The organism is Streptomyces sp. NPDC045968 (genome assembly GCF_056430475.1).
Genome location: NZ_JBWKLF010000005.1, coordinates 57,639 through 74,946, shown reverse-complemented (window position 1 = coordinate 74,946; position 17,308 = coordinate 57,639). Strand labels below are relative to the sequence as shown.

Annotated in this window: 14 protein-coding genes and 1 pseudogene; 4 read left to right on the top strand and 11 right to left on the bottom strand. The window is 67.7% G+C overall.

Annotation, left to right across the window (positions count from 1 at the left end; genetic code table 11):
• Positions 1-356 precede the first annotated feature (356 nt).
• Positions 357-996, bottom strand: a pseudogene (locus AC07FA_RS16065) (IS5 family transposase).
• A 127-nt stretch (positions 997-1,123) separates the two neighbouring features.
• On the bottom strand, positions 1,124-1,501 hold the full coding sequence (locus AC07FA_RS16060) for a nuclear transport factor 2 family protein (RefSeq protein ID WP_479076044.1): 378 nt from the start codon (positions 1,499-1,501) through the stop codon (positions 1,124-1,126).
• 977 nt (positions 1,502-2,478) lie between these two features.
• Between AC07FA_RS16060 and AC07FA_RS16055 the strand changes: the two genes are divergently transcribed.
• From AC07FA_RS16055 to AC07FA_RS16045, 3 genes are read left to right on the top strand one after another with little or no spacing between them, the layout of a single operon-like run.
• Positions 2,479-2,985 carry a DUF6301 family protein gene (locus AC07FA_RS16055; RefSeq protein WP_479076042.1) on the top strand — a complete coding sequence of 169 codons (507 nt, stop codon included), beginning with the start codon at positions 2,479-2,481 and terminating at the stop codon, positions 2,983-2,985.
• Positions 2,985-3,425 carry a TY-Chap domain-containing protein gene (locus AC07FA_RS16050; protein ID WP_479076040.1) on the top strand — a complete coding sequence of 147 codons (441 nt, stop codon included), beginning with the start codon at positions 2,985-2,987 and terminating at the stop codon, positions 3,423-3,425. Before AC07FA_RS16055 ends, AC07FA_RS16050 begins: the two co-directional genes overlap by 1 nt.
• A gap of 20 nt (positions 3,426-3,445) precedes the next feature.
• On the top strand, positions 3,446-5,917 hold the full coding sequence (locus AC07FA_RS16045; RefSeq protein WP_479076039.1) for a HEAT repeat domain-containing protein: 2,472 nt from the start codon (positions 3,446-3,448) through the stop codon (positions 5,915-5,917).
• Positions 5,918-6,035: 118 nt separating this feature from the next.
• Here the strand turns inward: AC07FA_RS16045 and AC07FA_RS16040 are convergent, their stop codons facing one another.
• Positions 6,036-6,950: an alpha/beta hydrolase gene (locus AC07FA_RS16040; RefSeq protein ID WP_479076037.1), complete on the bottom strand. Its 915-nt coding sequence runs from the start codon at positions 6,948-6,950 to the stop codon at positions 6,036-6,038.
• Between the two features lie 454 nt (positions 6,951-7,404).
• On the opposite strand from AC07FA_RS16040, the gene AC07FA_RS16035 reads away from it, so the two are divergent.
• On the top strand, positions 7,405-8,880 hold the full coding sequence (locus AC07FA_RS16035; RefSeq protein WP_479076035.1) for a phenylacetate--CoA ligase family protein: 1,476 nt from the start codon (positions 7,405-7,407) through the stop codon (positions 8,878-8,880).
• 194 nt (positions 8,881-9,074) lie between these two features.
• Here the strand turns inward: AC07FA_RS16035 and AC07FA_RS16030 are convergent, their stop codons facing one another.
• From AC07FA_RS16030 to AC07FA_RS15995, 8 genes are all read right to left on the bottom strand, one after another.
• Positions 9,075-10,016, bottom strand: coding sequence for a LysR family transcriptional regulator (locus AC07FA_RS16030; RefSeq protein WP_479076034.1), 942 nt, complete (start codon positions 10,014-10,016; stop codon positions 9,075-9,077).
• A gap of 75 nt (positions 10,017-10,091) precedes the next feature.
• Positions 10,092-11,240, bottom strand: coding sequence for a CaiB/BaiF CoA transferase family protein (locus AC07FA_RS16025; RefSeq protein WP_479076033.1), 1,149 nt, complete (start codon positions 11,238-11,240; stop codon positions 10,092-10,094).
• A 19-nt stretch (positions 11,241-11,259) separates the two neighbouring features.
• Positions 11,260-12,471 carry a CaiB/BaiF CoA transferase family protein gene (locus AC07FA_RS16020; RefSeq protein ID WP_479076032.1) on the bottom strand — a complete coding sequence of 404 codons (1,212 nt, stop codon included), beginning with the start codon at positions 12,469-12,471 and terminating at the stop codon, positions 11,260-11,262.
• Position 12,472: 1 nt separating this feature from the next.
• Positions 12,473-12,904 carry a Zn-ribbon domain-containing OB-fold protein gene (locus tag AC07FA_RS16015; RefSeq protein ID WP_479076030.1) on the bottom strand — a complete coding sequence of 144 codons (432 nt, stop codon included), beginning with the start codon at positions 12,902-12,904 and terminating at the stop codon, positions 12,473-12,475.
• A gap of 20 nt (positions 12,905-12,924) precedes the next feature.
• Positions 12,925-14,136 (bottom strand): thiolase family protein, encoded by a 1,212-nt coding sequence (locus tag AC07FA_RS16010; protein WP_479076029.1) that lies wholly within the window; start codon positions 14,134-14,136, stop codon positions 12,925-12,927.
• A gap of 10 nt (positions 14,137-14,146) precedes the next feature.
• Positions 14,147-14,656: a MaoC family dehydratase gene (locus tag AC07FA_RS16005; protein WP_479076028.1), complete on the bottom strand. Its 510-nt coding sequence runs from the start codon at positions 14,654-14,656 to the stop codon at positions 14,147-14,149.
• A gap of 23 nt (positions 14,657-14,679) precedes the next feature.
• A complete protein-coding gene (locus tag AC07FA_RS16000; protein ID WP_479076027.1) occupies positions 14,680-15,837 on the bottom strand; it encodes an acyl-CoA dehydrogenase family protein in 1,158 nt (385 codons plus the stop codon).
• Between the two features lie 162 nt (positions 15,838-15,999).
• Positions 16,000-17,157 carry a CaiB/BaiF CoA transferase family protein gene (locus tag AC07FA_RS15995; RefSeq protein ID WP_479076025.1) on the bottom strand — a complete coding sequence of 386 codons (1,158 nt, stop codon included), beginning with the start codon at positions 17,155-17,157 and terminating at the stop codon, positions 16,000-16,002.
• Positions 17,158-17,308: the final 151 nt, after the last annotated feature.

The following is a 17,308-nucleotide window of genomic DNA, read 5'->3' as shown; positions in this document are numbered from 1 at the left end:
TCTATCTGTGCACGGGGCCAGAGCCAGCAACGCGCGCTTTTTGGTGGCAGACCTTGGGATGTCTCTGCGTCTCACTGAGCAGCTACGTGTGGCTGTGCACCCTGCGCCGCTCCACCGTTGAGCGATTCGCCGCACCATTCAAATACTCTGCCCAAACACTCGCCATGTGGGCCTTGTTGCGTCCACCACGGCGCGGTCCCCACTGATCGGAAGATCGCCACGACCCGTACCACATCCGCGCCAGAACAGATGGGGCCTTCAGAGGGAATCGGGGTGCACAGGGGACGCCCCGACGGACTTCGCCCGGGCTCCGGGAACTTCCAGGTCACACTCATGACCGCCCATAAGAAGTCATGTCATTGGGTGAGGCTGCGGAAGCAGATGAGGGTGCAGGCGATGCTGGTGAAGGCGAGGAAGTGGTCAGCTTTGCGTTCGTAGCGTCGGTGGAGTCGTCGGCAGCCCGCGAGCCAGGCCATGGTGCGTTCGACGGTCCAACGGTGACGGCCGAGTCTCTGCGAGGGCTCGATCCCTTTGCGGGCGATGCAGTGGGTGATGCGTCGCTGGCGTAACCATCGCCGCAGGTGGGCGTAGTCGTATCCCTTGTCGGCGTGGAGCTTTCCGGGCTTGCGCCGTCGGCGTCCACGACGCGAGCGGATCGGCTGTATGCCCTTCACGAGAGGGATGAGGGCCTGGTTCGCAGCCGAGATTCCGACGGATATGGGCAGACCTGATCGTTCCGTGATCAGGTGGATCTTCGAGCCGTACTTGCCCCGGTCGACAGGATTCGGGCCCGTCAGGTCCCCCTTTTCAGGGCCCTCATGTTCACCGAGTCGATCGCGCAACGCGACCAGTCCAGCTCGCCGCGGGCGCCAGCACTTCCCGGTCCCCGTGCCGACGCCGGCCGCCACCCTGAGGCCGCGACGGCGCCTCTGGCACCACCCGCTGGAACAGCTCCCACAACGCGTCCGGCACCAGGCGCTCAACGATCCCCACCATGCTCAACAGACTGCTGAGTCATCCAAATGAGATGGCATCTAAGCACCGCACCCTGACCAACTGCGAACCGCAGCCCCCGAGCGCCGAAGGGGCAGGTTCAGGAGAAGGACAGCGACAGAAGGATGACTCAGGAGGCTGACGGCTCGATCTCCCCAGCAAAGACGATGACCTGGTCGATGAGGCTCCGCCGCAGATGGACGACGTCCGTTCCCGCCAGGCGGGGCCCTCCATCCGGCGTGGTGAAGACCCACTTGTACCGGGCCCACTCGTCAGGCATGTCTACCGCTGAGCAGCGCACCATCGTGCCGGTCCCCGCTGGGTGGCGCCGGATGTCCAGCACGAACCGCTCGACCGCCGCGATTCCTTCGCTGCGGCCCAACGGCCCCCAGAAGACCACGTCTGAGGTCAGGGCCTGGGAGAGCAGACCAGTCACATAGCTGTCGTCCGAGGCGTTGAACGCGGAGATGAACGTGTCGATCGCGGAGCGTGCCGTCTCTTCCTGCATACTCCAGTAATACCAGCCGTTTCGCGTGCGCTCGTCCCGCGAGCCGCCTTCCGATCACGGTGAACCATCCCGGTCACAGCACTAGCGCTACCTCAGCGCTCTCTTTCTTAACACGCCCTAGGACGTAGGTGCGATCGTCGGTGTCCTGATTGTTCTGGCCGGCTCACGGCGCTCGACCACATTCACCGTGCGCCTGTCGGTGTCCGGGCTCGGTAGCCGCTCCGGCCGGGGTCTTGGTCCGGCAGGTCTGGTTGTCGCGGGTGTTCTCGCCCCCCAGGAGCAGGAAGTTGAACTGTGCGAGTCGGGCGTCGCCGAATCCTTCGGCTCCTTCAGTCCGGTCGCGTAGCGTGGAAGCCGGCCGGCTGATCGCAGGGCTGACCGGCGCTGACAACGGGGGCGACAACATGAGCGCGGAGCACGTCGTAGGCCTTGCCGGAATCGTCGTGATCATCGCGGGCGTAGTGGCCGGTGTGGTGATTTTGCGGAGCGGATCCATCCTGCGCCCTAGGGTCGTATACCCGTTGTGCGACACGTGCGGGCACGCACGGCCTGAGCACTCCCGGGGAAAGGACACCCGCTGTCTTCACGATTACGGGCACCACACCTGGAACAACGACAGCTACGGCAACAGCCAGCAAAAATATGGTGATACGTGCCGATGCCAGGAGTTCCGGTACAGAACTCGCACCGTAAAGCCCGCTGATTGACCTTGGGTGCGGCGCTGTTCCTGCCCGCGAGACACCCCAGCCCGCGCCCCCCGGCCCGACGTATCACGGATCATCCGTCGCGAGTCCCTGCACGTCCTTCGTGTCGACCCTGCCTCCCAAGTGAGGTCGTGCGGGCGGCTCATCTCGTGCCGGTCCGGGCGGAGCGACGGTGTGTCACGATCGACAAGGTGTCAGTCGGGTGCGGGGTGTCCGCGTGGAGAGTGAGGAGGCAGGGGGCGGGCCGGTGAGCGCGCCGCTCCCTGGGGGCGTATGACGCAATGGCGTGCATTGAGCGATGCCGAGGTTGTCGAACTTGCCGCGCGGTTGCGGTCGTTGGACTGCACGTGGGAGTTGGGCACTACGCCGAGCGCGAGGCGTTCGACGCAGTTCCCTCGTCGGGCGCTGATGATCTGGCCACGCTGGGAGCTGCTCGACACAGGGTTCGAGAGGGTCGGCCGTGCCGCCCTCCGCCGCGGGAGAGTGCAGGACGAGCACATGGTTGAGCGCGTCCAGCTGCGCCTGACCGACTACACGAAGCAATGGGACCAGACCCTGGACGCATTCGCGAGGATGGCCGCCGCGCTGGGCACGTCGCTGGGCGAACCGACGGACCGCAGGCCGGGTTCCGGTGCTGCTGTGCACTGGGCCGGCGGGGACACCACCCTGCTCCTCGTGAACTCGGGAAGCGCTGTGTACCTGGAGCTGGCGACCAACAATCGGCTAGCCCTCGACGAGGAGCTTCGGCAGATGGACGAAGATGAAGAGGGGCTGCTGTGATGGGGTGGGACGGGTTCAGCGAGCGTCTTGCCGAGCAGCTGGCCTCACTGGCCGCCGGTTCGGTGCTGATCATCAGAGAGGGCGGGCAGACGGGCCGGTACGCGCAGTTCCTGCAGAGTGACGAGAGCGTGGACGCCGAACTGGTCGGCGATCACCACCTCGCCCCTGCGCTGCGCGCCGGGGAGGCGGGCAGCCAGCTGATCGCCGAGGCGGGCTGGCGGCCGCCTGAGGACACCGCCTACGGCCACAACTGGTGGGCCGAGCTGCCCTGGCCGTCGTCTTCCGTCGCCTACCGCGAACTGGCGGGGATGACGGTGACCGGCCTGCGCGACGGCCTACGGATCACCGGCCCGCAGGCGCTGGTCTACGAAGCATGGGACGGGCACAGGGGCAATCGCACCCTGACGTTGCCTCTCCTGGGCCTCACCGCGCAAAGCTGACGAAGGGGGCGATCGGCGGTATGTCCAGACAGGACGCGAGAGCGCAACGACTGGCGTGGCTCGCCGCACAGGTCGACTGGTCGAAGGTGGTCGATCCTTACGGCGGCGGGCAGTACGGCCCCGAGGTGGTGGAAGGGCTCTGGTCCGCGACCCGCATCACAGCCGAGCGGACCTGCGAGAACCTGCGCTACGCGGCCATCGGCGACGGCAGTTCGGTGCGGCCCGCGGCCGCCGAGATGCTGCCGATCCTCGTCGAGGCTGCCCGGGATCCGGACGTGACGGTGCGTTTCGAGATCCTGCAGACGATCGCAGACATTGCCGACACGGGCAACACCGCCCCCACCGCGAAGGTTGCCCCGATCCTCGAAGGCAAGTGGCGGCCCACTGTCGACCCGGCGTGGCCGACCGCCTGGGAGCGTGCTGTCGATGCTCTGGTGCCGCTGCTCGACGACGAGGACGACGTCATCCGGTGCGCCGCGGTCGGTGCACTCTCGCAGTCCGCCGCCCACGCGGACGCCCTGATCACCCGATTGCGGACGTGCTTCGAGAACGAGGCGGACCTGTGGGTGGCTGAGCTCCTCGTGCTGGCCGTCGGAGAGCTCGCCCGCTACGCCGTCCAGCGACGCGAAGAGACCCTTGCGTGGCTGCGGTTCCGCATGACCGTCGAGGGGAAGGGACAGGAACCCGACTTCGACGAGGACATCGACGCCTGGATCGCGTGGGACGAGGAAATCCGCCACGACGTCCGTCTGCAAGCCGTGCAGGCGCTGCGCCGTGCCCTGCCCGACCACGCCGATCCTCGCTACGCCCGCGTCACCGCCGACGCACTGCTCGCCTCCTCATCCTCAACCGCATCGGCCCATCCACCCGTGCAGTACTTCTCCGCGCGGGTCGACGTCATCACCGAAGCCGGCCAGCGGCTCGGGGCCGACCTGCCCGGACGGCTCGCCCTCGCCCACGCGCTGCTGGACCACGACAGCGCCACGAAGCGCGCGGAGGGCCTCAGGGTCACCGCCGGCCTGATGTCCCGCTGGCGCTCTGCCGTCCCTGACCTGCTGCCGGCCGTCGCCGAGCTCGTGGACGATACACATCGGGAGAACCGGCTGTTCGCTCTGCGGGTTCTTGCCATGTGCGGCGATGCCGCGCGCCCTTGGGCCGACCTCGTCGCCACCCACCTCACCGCGGCAGGCGAAGCCGACGTACCCGTGCGGGAGCACGCCATCTGGGCGCTGAGCCGGATGGGCGACGACCGCTGCGTGCCGCCCCTGAACGAACTGCTCACCGCCCACGGTGATTTCACCGCCGTCCATGCCGGTTCGATCGATCGCGATTGGAACGTCAGCGACCTCAGCCTCACGGAGGCGCTCGCCCCCTTCGCCGCACACACCGACCTACTCCTCGACCCGCTGTTGGCCCACATCAAGGAGGCGCCGTACGGACGGCATCCGTATTACTCGATCCTGCGCCAATGGCACCAAAACGGAGGATCTGTCGTCCCGTGGCTGGTCGAACTCCTTGATGATGACAAGACGTTGTTGGTCGCTGCGCACGCCCTGCTCGTGGTGGACAGCGGTGCCGTCGCCGCCGCCCACCGCGAACGGCTGCGCGAACGACTGAGCCCCCCGACAATTTCGCGTGGCGACGGCCTCGCCCAGATCAGCCCTTTCGACTACCACGCGCTCACCGGGGACAACACGCCCTTGCACGCCCTGCTGCGCTCGCCCGACAACAGCGGCTTCCCGGAACCCAGCCCTCAGCTCTCCGAGCCCACTCTGCTCCGCGCCTGCGTCACGCTCGGTGGCTCGCTCGGGGCACCGGCGGCGGACCGGCTGCGCGGGATGTTCCGCGAGGCGCTGAGCAGGAAGCCGGAACGCTGGTCCGATGCGCCGAAGGGCGCCGTGGAACGGGCCCGGGCGCTGTGGCGGGTCACCGGGGATGCGCATGAAGTCCTCCCCGGACTGCTGAAGTTGACCGCGCGCAGCGCGCTGGAGTGCTACCAGACCCCGGGTGAGATCGAGGCCCTGGTGCTGCTCGCCGAGGTCGCCGCCACGCATCCTCCCGTCGCGGAACGCGTCGCGCGGCAGCTGACCGCCACCGCCAGGGAACGGATCAGGCACGACAACCGCTTCGACGCGATGAAGGCCGTCCAGAGCCTGTGGCAGCTCACCTCGGACCCCCAGCAGGTCGTCCCAGCCCTGATTGACCTTGTCCAGATCTGCCCGCCCCCCGGCAGCACCAGGCCCACCATCCTCGATCCTCTGCGACTCCTCGCCGAAGCCGCCGCCACCGACCCGGCGTCCGTCACCCCGGCCATGCCGGTCCTGCACGCCCTCCTCGACGCGGACGAACGTCCCGTACGCCATGACCACTGGGGGGCCGTTCAGGACGACGGCGCTCTGCGTGCGGCGGTTGGAGCAGTACTGGACGCCGCTGCCGTGAAGGACGCCACCATCACGACGGACGCCGAGGACGAGGAGGTGCCGGGAACCTGACCCCCCATGGCACCTGTGACCAGGATCAGTACTTCCGCAGCTCAGCCGAGTCCTGTTCCTCGGCTCGGGGGCCCGGCCGGCCGGGCCTCGCTCCAGGAGCGAGACCCGGCCGCTCAGGTCAGGCGGCCAGGTACTCACCGAAGAAGCCGGTGAGCTTCGCGAGGGCCGGGGTGACGTACTCGTCCTTGTCGTACAGGTCCACGTGGGTGGCCCCGTCGATGACGAATAGTTCCTTGGGCTCGTTCGCCTTCTGGATCGCCTCGCGGCTGAAGTAGCCGGTGTCGGCGTCCGAGCCGATGATCATCAGCAGCGGACGCGGCGAGATGAGATCGATGTGTGCGAACGAGTCGTACTGGGCGATCTGGTCGATGCTGCGCAGCGGCCATTCGTTGGTCGAGCGGGGGTGCTGGGCGCGCGGCGTCTTGTAGTAGTCGTGGGCGTCGGCGAACAAGGTGCGCGGCTCCAGGCCCTCGGGCGACTCCGGGACCCAGTTCAGCACCGTGAGAACCCCGGCGCCCTGGGCCTCGGCGGTGCGCAGCTCTCCGGCCTGGTCGAGCATGGCCTGGAGAACCTCCGGTTCCTGCGTGCGGCCCAGACCCGTACGGAACAGGTCGCCGGTGTCCGCCGCGCTGACGGTGGCCACGGCCTTGATGCGGTGGTCGGTCTGCGCGGCGAACGGCACGTAGCCGCCGGAGCCGCAGATGCCCAGCGCGCCGATGCGGGCCGGGTCGATGTCGTCCCGCATGGTCAGGTAGGTGACCGCGGAGCGGATGTCCTCGGCGCGCTGGAAGGGGTCTTCCAGGCCGCGCGGCGTGCCCTCGCTCTCGCCCTGGTAGGCGGCGTCGAAGACGAGGGCGGCGAAGCCCTGGCGGGCCAGGCGCTCGGCGTACTCGCTCGCGGTCTGCTCCTTCACACCACCACAGGGGTGGGAGACGACGACAGCGGGGAGCGGTGCTCCAGTGTGGCTGTCGGGGGTGAAGAGGATGCCGGCGAGGGCGAGGCCGGCGCTGGGAAAGGTGACGTTGGCCTTCATGCTTGAGCGTGTCCCTTGGTTCGGGTGCGGAGATCGCCGTAACGGCGGGAATCAGCGACTGTCTCGCAAGAGCGTCTGCTGTTCCGGGTGTTACCGGTGGCCCCGATGGCGGCCACGTCTTCAAGACTCACACCCGTCGCCCGGTCGCGGAATAGGCCATTCCTGTCCCCGGACCGCCTGGTCCGGGGACAGGTCCGTCCCCCCTCACGCGAGACCGGCCGCGAGTTCGCCACCCCGCTCGGGTGTAGGGAGCCGCTCCCCCTTGGTGACCCGTGAAGACCTCTTCCGCCGTACCGGAGAACAGCCCGGCCTCAAAATATTATGTGACATTGCAGATATCACACTGCCGCACGTCGGTCATTATGGCACCAAAATCGGGCAGTTCACCCCCAGGGACCCCCTACCGGCACCCCTGGGACCCTCCCAGAGGAGGTCTGAAATACGATATATTTTTATGCGGCTGTTCAGTGAGGCCCGCACTTCTCGCGTGCGGCGAATATCTAGACACCTGGCAGGCGTTTCCGATGAGTGCGACAACAGCACGATCATCGATGGGCCGGGGCGAAAGGGAGGCATCATGTCGGTTGCTCCGTTCTCAGAGAAATACTGGAATGAGATCGAGACTCTGCCCGTCGAGGCGGCGCGGGTGGTCCAGAATGAGCGCCTGAGGGAGCAGATTTCCCATTTGGCCGCGAACAGCGTGTTCTACCAGGAGAAATTCTCGCGGCACGGCGTCGAGGTGAAGAAGATCAAGTCGGTCGACGACCTGGCCGGTCTGCCCTTCACCGAGAAGCAGGAGCTCCGCGACAGCCTGGCCGCGGCGCCGCCGCTGGGCGCCCACGTCGCCGTCGACAGCGCTGACATCGTGCAGATCCAGGCATCGTCCGGCACCACGGGAAGTCCGTCATACGTCGCACTGACCTCCGCGGACATCGTCACCTGGTGCGAACTCGGGGCACGTGCCCTCTACGCGAATGGGTTCCGGCCCGGAGACCGGTTGCTGCACGCCTTCGGCATGAGCAAGGGCTTCGTCGGCGGACTGCCCGTCGTCCAGATTCTCCGGTACATGGGCATCGTCGACATTCCGATCGGCGCCGAGGCCGGCGCCGATCGGCTGCTGCGGGTCCAAGCCGACCTGCGGCCGAACGCCCTGATAGGCACCCCGCACTTTCTCGCCCACCTCGCCGAGCAGGCACCGAAGATCGTCGGCCGGCCGGCCCGCGAGCTCGGCGTCCGCAGCATCAGCGTCGGCGGCGAGCCCGGCGGCGGCCTGCCTGCCGTACGGGAGAAGCTCGAATCACTGTGGGGCGCGACCTCGCGGGAGATGCTCGGCGGAACCGACATCGCCTGCACCTACTGGGGCGAGTGCGAAGCGGCCGATGGCATGCACTTCCTGTCACCCGATCTCATGATCGTCGAACTGATCGACCCCGAGACCGGGGACCGGATCGAGCCGGTGGAAGGCGCTCAGGGTGAACTGGTCTACACCGCTCTGCGCCGCCAGGCCTCGGCCCTGTTGCGTTTCCGCACCCGGGACCACGTCGTCGTCACCGGGACCGACTGTTCGTGCGGCCGGACCGGTTTCAAGGTGCGGTGCATCGGACGCACGGACGACATGCTGATCGTGCGCGGGATCAACCTCTTTCCCTCGGCGATCAAGCAGCTGGTCGCGGAGCTGGCGCCGGCGACGACGGGTGAGATGCGCATCCGGGCCGATTTCGAGGGCCACTCGACCCAGCGTCCGCTCCCCCTGGTCGTGGAGCACGCCGCGGGCATGGGCCCGGAACAACGAAACGGCCTGCGCACCACGATCGAGGAGCGTGTCCGCTCCGCCCTCAACGTGAAGACGGTCGTCGAGCTCGTCCCCGACGGGACACTGAAGCGACCGGACCACGTCAAGGTCTCGCTGGTGGAACGCGGCACGCCGTAGCACCGTCACACATACGGTCAGCGGCCCGCCGCTCGTGTCAGGGCCCGTCGGACACCGGGGAACATCGTGTCCGACGGGCCCTGGCGCGTTCCCTGCCCCGGCCGCACCATCAACGCGAAGAACTCCCCGGCCCCGGGATGTTGCCCGGGGCCAGGGAGTTCCGTATGTCTCGTCCGACCGCCGTCGGCCGACGTTCAGGGGTGGGTCGTGCTCCTGCGGTCGTCCGCGGGGCGGTCGAGCAGCTGGCTGAGGAAGGCGCGCGCCGCCGGGCCAAGAGTCCGCCCGTGCGCCGTGGCGATGTGGATCTTCCGTACCGCCCATGGCTCGTCCAGCTGAACCATGGCCACACCGGAGGCCATCTCCTGGGTGACCAGGCATTCGGGCTGCACGGTGACGCCCAGCCCCGCCTGCACGAGGCTGATCGCCACGCTCGCGCTCCGTACGGTGTATTCCGGCTCGAACGTCCGCTCCAGCCGCCGCGCCGCGGCGCGGAAGGCACCGAGCATGGAGTTCACCGCGATCAGGTTCTCCGGGAGCAGGTCATGGAACGTCACGCTGGGCCGGTCGCTCAGCCAGTGGTCCTGGCGTACCACCGCCACCAGGCGGTCCCGCCGGTAGGGCGTGACGTCGACGCCGTCGAGATCAAGCTCGTAGGCGGCCGCGAACACGCCGATGTCCGCCTGGCCGTGGGCGACCTGCTGGACGATATCGGCGTTTTCGACGTCGTGCACCGACAGATTGACACTCGGGTATTCCCGGCTGTAATCGCCGAGTTCCCGGGCGAGAAAGGGTACGAGAATGGTGCGCGCCGACGCGATGGTGAGGTCGCCTCGTACGCCTTCCGTAAAGGAGGCGATTTCGGATCGCATGTCTTCGAGACTGTCGAAGATCTGGCGGGCGTATCGCGCGAGGACCGCACCGGCCGGGCTCGGGACGACCCCTTTCGGTCCGCGTTCGAGGAGCTGGATCCCGGCAATGTCCTCCAGGACCTGAATGCGCTTGGTCGCCGTCGACGCGGCGATGTTCTCCCTGATCGCGGCCCGGCCGATCTGCTGTTCTTCGATCGCGGAGAGAAAGAGTCGCAGCGTGAACAGATCGACCTGACGGATCATGTGCAGTCGATTGAACGTTCCCATGTCTCCACCCTCGCCCTGCGGTGCACCGTGCATCGAACGGGAGGCCACCATCCGCTGATGGCGAGCCTGCCGCCGTCACGGACGGATCTTGAGCACCTTCTGGATGCTTTCATTGTCCGCGCCGATGTCACGCGCCGCGTGGAGCGGCGGCGGACGCCTGCCGTCGAACGACAGGGGCAGGCCTACGAGCCCGATCTCGTCGTCCGCCGGCGTGCCGATCATGCCGAGGGCACGGGTCTGCTCGTGGCCGACGAGCTCGGTGGTGGTCTGGATCGGTGCCACGGGTATGCCCGACGACTGCAGCCTCTCCTGCCAGTGAGCACGCGTCTCCCCTGCCAGCCGCTCCCCGATCAGCCGGTCGATCTCGCGCCGGTTCTCCAGCCGTGCCGCGTTCGTGGCGAACCGGTCGTCCGCGGCCCATTCGGGTGCTCCGAGCGCCTCGCAGAGGCGAGCGAACAGCGGGTCGTTGGCGCAGCTCACAACGAGGTCGCCGTCGGCGGTGGGGAAGGCGCGGTGCGGCACGATGAAGGCCACGCCCGAGCCGTGGCGCGCGCCGGGTTCGCCGTCGGCGGCGTGGTTGGCGATGCCGACGGTCATCCAGGCGATGGCAGTCTCCAGGAGCGAGCCGTTCACGGTCGCGCCGGAGTGCTTGGTACCACGTCGGTGCAGGGCCGCCAGGATGCCGATGGCGGCCCACATCCCGGCCCCGAAGTCGACGATGGAGACACCGGCGCGGACGGGGGGCCCGTCCTCCTCGCCGGTGATGCTCATGATGCCGGCGAAGGCCTGCATCAGCGGATCGTAGCCGGGGAGCGTGTTCAGGGGCCCCTTGTGGCCGAATGCGCCGATCTCGCAGCAGATCAGTTCGGGCTTGGTCACCCGGAGGCTGTCGGCGTCCAGCCCGTACGAGGGGGCGGCACCCGGTCGGAGGTTGTGGACGAACACGTCGGCCTGTTCGGCAATCAACTGGTGGAGGACGGTCAGCTGATCGCGGTCCTTGATGTCGATGCTGATGCACCGCTTGCCCCGGTTGAGGGCGTGAAAGGCGGCTCCGCTGCCCTTCCATGTGCTGGGGCCCCAGCCACGCGCGGAGTCGCCCGTGGGGCGCTCGACCTTCCATACCTCGGCGCCGAGCTCAGCAAGGATCTTCCCGGTGAACGGTGCCGACGCACTGTCGCTCAGCTCCACCACCACCACGCCCGACAAGGGCAGATCGCGCATCATCGTTTCCTCTTTCCCTTCCTCAGCCGGTCGGCGGCGTGTCGGTCCCACGCGCCGCTCCGGAGCGCAGCAGTTCGTCGATCTCGCTCCCGCCGAAGCCGTATTCCGTGAGGAGTTCCACCGAGTGCTCACCGAGACGGGGCGCCGGGTGGCGCATCTCCGGGGTGCTCTCGCTCCACCGCTGCGGGATACCGAGCGTCCGCAGGAGGCCCTCGGTCGGGTGCTCCTGGTCGACGAAGAAGCCGACCTCCTTCATATGCGGGTCGTCGAGCAGCGTCTCAGGGGTGTTCACCTCGATGATCGGGATGTCCGCCTCCACCAGCAGAGCGATCCACTCGGCGGTCGTCCTGGTCGGGAAGGTACCCGCCACGAACTCGTTGACCAGCGCGATGTTCTCGGTACGGGCCTGGACGGTGGCGAAACGCGGATCGTCCGCCAGCTGCGGGTGCCCGGTCAGCTCGCAGAACCGCCGCCAGTGCCGGTCCGTATAGATGTTCGTACCCACGTAGCCGTCGCACGTGCGGTACGGACGGCGGTCGGGGTTCATCATCCGCGCGTACCCCCAGTCCCCGATCGGGGGAACGAAGGTGTGCCCGTACAGGTGATCGCCGAGGACGAAGTGGGCGAACGTCTCGAACATCGGCACCTGGACCTCTTGGCCGCGGCCGGTCCGCTCCCGCCGGTACAGCGCCATCGAGATGGCGGAAGTGGCGGCCATGCCGACCACGCGGTCGGCGATGGCGGTGGCCACGTAGTCGGGCGGGCCGGCCTTGCGGCTCTGCAGGACGGGCATCCCCACCGCAGCCTGGATCAGGTCGTCGTACGCGGGACGGTCCGCGTACGGCCCGTTCTGCCCGAAGCCGTACACGCCGCAGTAGATGATCCGCGGGTTGAGCTCCTGGGCGTCCTCGTACGAGAGCCCCAGCCTGGCCATGGACTTGGGGCGCAGGCTGTACAGCAGCACGTCGGCGGAGCCGATCATCCTCTTCAACGCGGCGTTGCCGTCCTCGCTCTTGAGGTCGAGGACGAGGCTGCGCTTGTTGCGGTTGAGGTGCAGGAAGATCGCGCTCATACCGGGGTTCCGGGACGGCCCGATGCCCCGGGTCGTGTCTCCTTCCGGCGACTCGACCTTTGAGATGTCAGCCCCCATGTCCGCGAGCAGCAGCGTCGCGTACGGTCCCATGAAGTTCGACGACAGATCCAGGATCCGTACGCCGTCCAGAGGCCCTGTCATCTCACAGCTCCGCTTCGGTCGTCGCCTGCGAGAACACCGGGAGTTTCTGCTCGCCGCGCTGGACGAAGCGGACCTCGACCTCCATGCCGATCTCGATGGCATCCGGTTCGCCCTCGATCTGGGTGAACAGGAAGTAGCCCTCGTTCAGGCGCACGAAGCCCACTGTGTACGGGGCGATCCCGGCCCAGACCGGGGTCGGCCCGCGCATGATCGTGCTGTACGAGTAGACCGTGCCGTGCCCGGTGGACGGCACCCATGTCAGTGCCTGTGCCCCGCAGTGGGTGCAGAAGGAGTGCGCCGGCCACACGGCCTGTGCGCAGTCGCCGCAGCGCTGGAAGGTCAGCCGCTCGTCCGACAGTGCCTCCCAGTACGGTTCCGCGTCCAGCAGACGGTACGGCTGCGGCCAGTCCTTCGTCGTTCTCGTCTCGCTCATCGGGTGCTCCCCATCGCGTTTCAGGTGGAGGAGGCCAGCAGCATCACGCTGCCCGCCGCCAGCATGCCGCCCGCGCCCTGCACCAGCGCCGTCCGCGGCCGGCGCTTCGGCGCCAGCCCCAGGGCCTGGCCTCGCAGTTGGCGGACTCCCTCGACCAAACTGTCCATGTTGCAGGAGATCCCGGGTTGACCGAACGACAGCCAGCCGCCGTTCGTGTCGGTCGGGAGGTCTCCGTCCATGCCCGTGCGTCCCTCGCGGTAGACGTCGATCCCGTGTCCCTTCTTCGCGAATCCCAGGTCCTCCATGACGATGGGGCCCATGTGCGCGAAGTTGACGGAGATCTGCATCATGTCGATGTCGGAGGGGCCGAGCCCGGACCTCGTGTACGCCTGGCGGGCGGCTTCCGCCGTCGCGGTGTGTGTGAGGTTGGGGAACGCGCCCAGGTCCGGGAACCGGGACTCGCGCATGTTCATGCGGTCGCCCAGGTACTCGTGGGTCGTGGCCGACCCGTAGCCGAGGACGTACACGGGGTCGCGGGCGTCCTTCGCCTTCTCCGGGGAGGTGACGACCAGCGCGCCCCCGGTGCCGCCGCCCCAGGTGGAGCACATCCACCGGCGCAGCGGCGTGGCCACGTAGGGCGAGGCGAGCACCGTGGCGCGGTCGATCTCCCCGTGCTTCCGCTTGGCGGCGTGGGGGTGGTGGGCTCCCCAGCGCTGGTTGGCGACGGCGACGTCCGCGAGGTCCTCCTCGGTGAGGCCGAACTCGTGGAAGTAGCGCCGGGCCGCCTGGGCGTAGAGCGCGGGGATCGTGGGACCGTACGGGACCTCGAACTGGGGGTCGGCGTCGGCCTCGGCACCCATCGCCACCGCGTCGACGAACAGCTGGGTCGCGTCGCTCTGCAGACACAGCACGTACTCGGCGGCGCCGGCGGCGATCATCTGCGACGCTACGGCGATCGTCGCGGTCAGTCCGGCGCCGTGCATGGTGAGTTCGCTCGTGAGGGTTACCGGCATCTGCATGTGCGAGATGAAGATGTTGCTCCACTGCGACCGCTTGTCGGCCCACGGCGAACGTCCGGTGAACACCGCGTCCACCTGGTCCTTGCGGATCCCGGCGTCGGCGAGTGCCCGGACCGTCGCCTGCGCGGCGAGCTGCAGAGGGTCCTTCCTGTCGTCGAGCGAGGCGTAGGCGTCGCCCATGCCGATGATGGCGGCGACGGGTGCGGTTGACATCGGGTTGACCTCAGGCCTTCTTGCGCGGCTTCTCGGTGGGGACCGACGCGGAGACCAGTGCGTCGAGGTCCTCGCGCCTGCGCAGCATGAGCAGGCTCCACTCGGACTTCTGACACACGTCGCCGTGCTGGTTGAGCGCCTTCATCAGGAAGGTGATGACGCCGAACTTGTCGTCCTTCTCCTTCTTGGCGACGACCTCACAGGTCACGTAGATCGTGTCGTCGATGTGCACCGGTGTGAGGTAGCGAAGGTTGTCGATGCCGTAGTTGGCCTGGATCGACGGACCGAAGGTGATCAGGCCGGTCATGACCGAGTAGGTGAGCGAGCCCTGGACGAGGCGCTCGCCGAAGCGGGTCTGCGCCGCGTAGTGGACGTTCGAGTGGATCTCGATCCAGTTACCGGTCAGCGCGCAGTAGTTGACGACATCGGTCTCGGTGATCGTCCGGCCGCCCGAGCGGAAGACGCGGCCGACCTCGATCTCGTCGAACGGCATGTCGATACGGTTGTCGATGAGGGGCATGATGCGGGTCCTTGTCAGGGGTCTCAGGCGCCGGCGGGCAGACGCATGGACTTGGCGATGATGGTGCGCTGGATCTGCGACGTACCGCCGCCGATGGTGGACTGCACGCTCTCGCGCAGGTAGCGCTCCATGTCGGCCTCGGGGAGGTTGGCGTAGCCGCCGAGGATCTGCATGCCGTCGAGGGCACACTGCTTGAGCGTCTCCGAGCCGTAGAGCTTGGCCATCGAGGTCTCGCGGGCGGCGGGCAGCCCATCGGCCTTCATCTGGGCGGCGCGGTAGCAGAGCAACCGGGCCGCGTCGACACGGGTCTGGTTCTCGGCGAGCATGTGCTTGAGCACCTGGAACTCGTAGATCGGCTTGCCGAACTGGATGCGCTCCTGCGCATAGCGGTTGGCGGCGTTGACAGCCTCCTGCGCATTGCCGGTGTACGCGGCGGCGACCGCGCAGCGCTCGAGCTCCAGGTGGTCGGTGATGATCTTCCAGCCCTGGCCGACCTCGCCGAGGAGGTTCCCGGCGGGGACCCGGACGTCGTCCAGGAAGATCTCGGTAGTGCCGGTCGCGTGTCGCGACAGGGTCGGCAGCTTGCGGATGTCGAGGCCCGGGGTGTCGTTCGGGATCAGCAGGACCGAGAGGCCGCCGTGCTTGTCGGCGCTGTCGGTCCGGACCAGCATCGCGATGACGGTGTCCTTGGCGGCGGCTCCACTGCACCACAGCTTGGAGCCGTTGACGATCCAGTCGCCGTTCTCGTCGCGACGCGCATGAGTCTTGGTGTTCGAGGCGTCCGAGCCTGCGTCGGGCTCGGAGATGGAGACCGAGAAACGGATCCTGCCCTCGATGAACGGCCGGACGTACGTCGCCTTCTGCTCGGCGGAGCCGAACTTTATGATGTTCATCGCCGTGAAGGTCGGCACGAGCACCGAGCAGGCGAAGTCGAAGCCGAACTTGCCGAGGCCCTCGGCCATCAGTGAGTAGTCGAAGATGTCACCGCCCGAGCCGCCCTCCTCCTCGGGGATCATGATGCCCAGCCACCCCTGCGACGCGATCTTCTCGTACGCCTCGTACGGATACCGGCGCTCCGTGTCGCACGCGCGGACGTATTCGACGGTGACTTCCTTGTCCATGAAGTCATTGACCGTACGAAGCCAGTCGGCCTGGGATTCGTCGAGGAAATTCGGAGCCATTTCTCCATCACTCCAAAGCATCTATTCGGGGAAATCTCTGCGGTTGACCACACGTTAAGGCGGGGCCATGGATGATCCAAGTGGCAAGTTTCGAATCCGCGATTCGCATGCGTCGAACCACTCGGTCGCACCTGATTCGACCCTTCCGGGGAAAGGCCGCTTTCAGTCGATCGCGCCGGCCGCGCGCAGCGCTGCCAGGTCGGCGCCCGTGAACCCCCAGTCGGCAAGGACCTCCGCGGTGTCCTGACCTGGTCGCGAGGGTGGGCCCTGGATCGCGCCGGGGGTCCGGCTGAAGCGCGGGGCAGGGGCCGGCTGGACGACTCCGTCGACCTCCACGAACGTGCCTCGCGCGCGCAGATGCGGATGTCGCGGCGCCTCGGCCATCGACAGGACCGGGGCGAAGCAGACCTCCTCGCCGGCCGCCAGCTCGCTCCATTCGTCCCGGGTGCGGGTACGGATCACCGCGGCCAGAGTGGCGCGCATCTCCGGCCAGCGGGAACGGTCGTGCTGGTCCGGCACGTCGTCCTCGGACAGGCGAAGTACCCGCAGGGTGTTGCGCCAGAACCGCGCCTCGTTGGAGCCGACGCTCAGCCAGCGACCGTCCGAGGTCTCATACACGTCGTACCAGGGCGCGCCGGAGTCGAGCCGGTTCGTGCCGCGCTCGTCACTCCAGTAACCGGCGGCACGCAGCCCATAGAAGAGAGTCATCAGGGATGCCGAACCGTCCACCATCGCGGCGTCGATCACCTGCCCCTCCCCCGAGCGCCGGGTCTCCAGGAGCGCCGACAGCACGCCGAGCGCCAGGTAGAGCGAACCTCCGCCGAAGTCGCCGGCGAGGTTGAGGGGAATGGCCGGAGGGCCGCCCGCCGCGCCGATGGAGTGCAGCGCTCCGGTGAGCGAGACGTAGTTGACGTCGTGGCCGGGTTCCTGGGCCAGCGGCCCGTCCTGCCCCCAGCCGGTCATCCGGCCGTAGACGAGCGCCGGGTTCACCGCGAGGCAGGTCTCGGGCCCGAGCCCCAGTTTCTCCGGGACACCGGGGCGGAATCCCTCCACCAGGACATCGGCGCCACGCACCAGCTTCAGGACCGCATCGACGGCCTCTCTCTTCTTCAGGTCCAGGCCGGCGCTGCGCCGTCCACGGTTGAGCAGATTGAAGCGGGGGTCGACCGGCGCGCCACCGTCGTACCCCGCGGGGCGGTCGATGCGAATGATGTCCGCACCCAAATCGGAAAGGAGCATGCAACAGAAAGGAACCGGTCCGACGCCTCCCAGCTCGACTATTTTGACTCCCGCGAGCGGTCCGCTTGCTTTACGTTCCATCGGTGACCTCCAGCATTGTTTCCGGAGCGTATCCCCGGCCCAATTGACCAGCCAATACCCAATCGATTGCAAAGTTTCGAAGTGCCGATTCGAAGATTTCGCATCAGCAGGACGAGGGCGGACGGAAAGAAGGGGTGGTACGCGCGAGGTT

Excerpts from the sequence above, each read along its gene's own strand:
- AC07FA_RS16050 (WP_479076040.1), top strand. The coding sequence starts at position 2,985 with ATGGGGTGGGACGGGTTCAGCGAGCGTCTTGCCGAGCAGCTGGCCTCA.
- AC07FA_RS16005 (WP_479076028.1), bottom strand. The coding sequence starts at position 14,656 with ATGCCCCTCATCGACAACCGTATCGACATGCCGTTCGACGAGATCGAG.
- AC07FA_RS16010 (WP_479076029.1), bottom strand. The coding sequence starts at position 14,136 with ATGTCAACCGCACCCGTCGCCGCCATCATCGGCATGGGCGACGCCTAC.
- AC07FA_RS16000 (WP_479076027.1), bottom strand. The coding sequence starts at position 15,837 with ATGGCTCCGAATTTCCTCGACGAATCCCAGGCCGACTGGCTTCGTACG.
- AC07FA_RS16055 (WP_479076042.1), top strand. The coding sequence starts at position 2,479 with ATGACGCAATGGCGTGCATTGAGCGATGCCGAGGTTGTCGAACTTGCC.
- AC07FA_RS16045 (WP_479076039.1), top strand. The coding sequence starts at position 3,446 with ATGTCCAGACAGGACGCGAGAGCGCAACGACTGGCGTGGCTCGCCGCA.
- AC07FA_RS15995 (WP_479076025.1), bottom strand. The coding sequence starts at position 17,157 with ATGGAACGTAAAGCAAGCGGACCGCTCGCGGGAGTCAAAATAGTCGAG.
- AC07FA_RS16060 (WP_479076044.1), bottom strand. The coding sequence starts at position 1,501 with ATGCAGGAAGAGACGGCACGCTCCGCGATCGACACGTTCATCTCCGCG.
- AC07FA_RS16030 (WP_479076034.1), bottom strand. The coding sequence starts at position 10,016 with ATGGGAACGTTCAATCGACTGCACATGATCCGTCAGGTCGATCTGTTC.
- AC07FA_RS16015 (WP_479076030.1), bottom strand. The coding sequence starts at position 12,904 with ATGAGCGAGACGAGAACGACGAAGGACTGGCCGCAGCCGTACCGTCTG.
- AC07FA_RS16020 (WP_479076032.1), bottom strand. The coding sequence starts at position 12,471 with ATGACAGGGCCTCTGGACGGCGTACGGATCCTGGATCTGTCGTCGAAC.
- AC07FA_RS16035 (WP_479076035.1), top strand. The coding sequence starts at position 7,405 with ATGCGGCTGTTCAGTGAGGCCCGCACTTCTCGCGTGCGGCGAATATCT.
- AC07FA_RS16040 (WP_479076037.1), bottom strand. The coding sequence starts at position 6,950 with ATGAAGGCCAACGTCACCTTTCCCAGCGCCGGCCTCGCCCTCGCCGGC.
- AC07FA_RS16025 (WP_479076033.1), bottom strand. The coding sequence starts at position 11,240 with ATGATGCGCGATCTGCCCTTGTCGGGCGTGGTGGTGGTGGAGCTGAGC.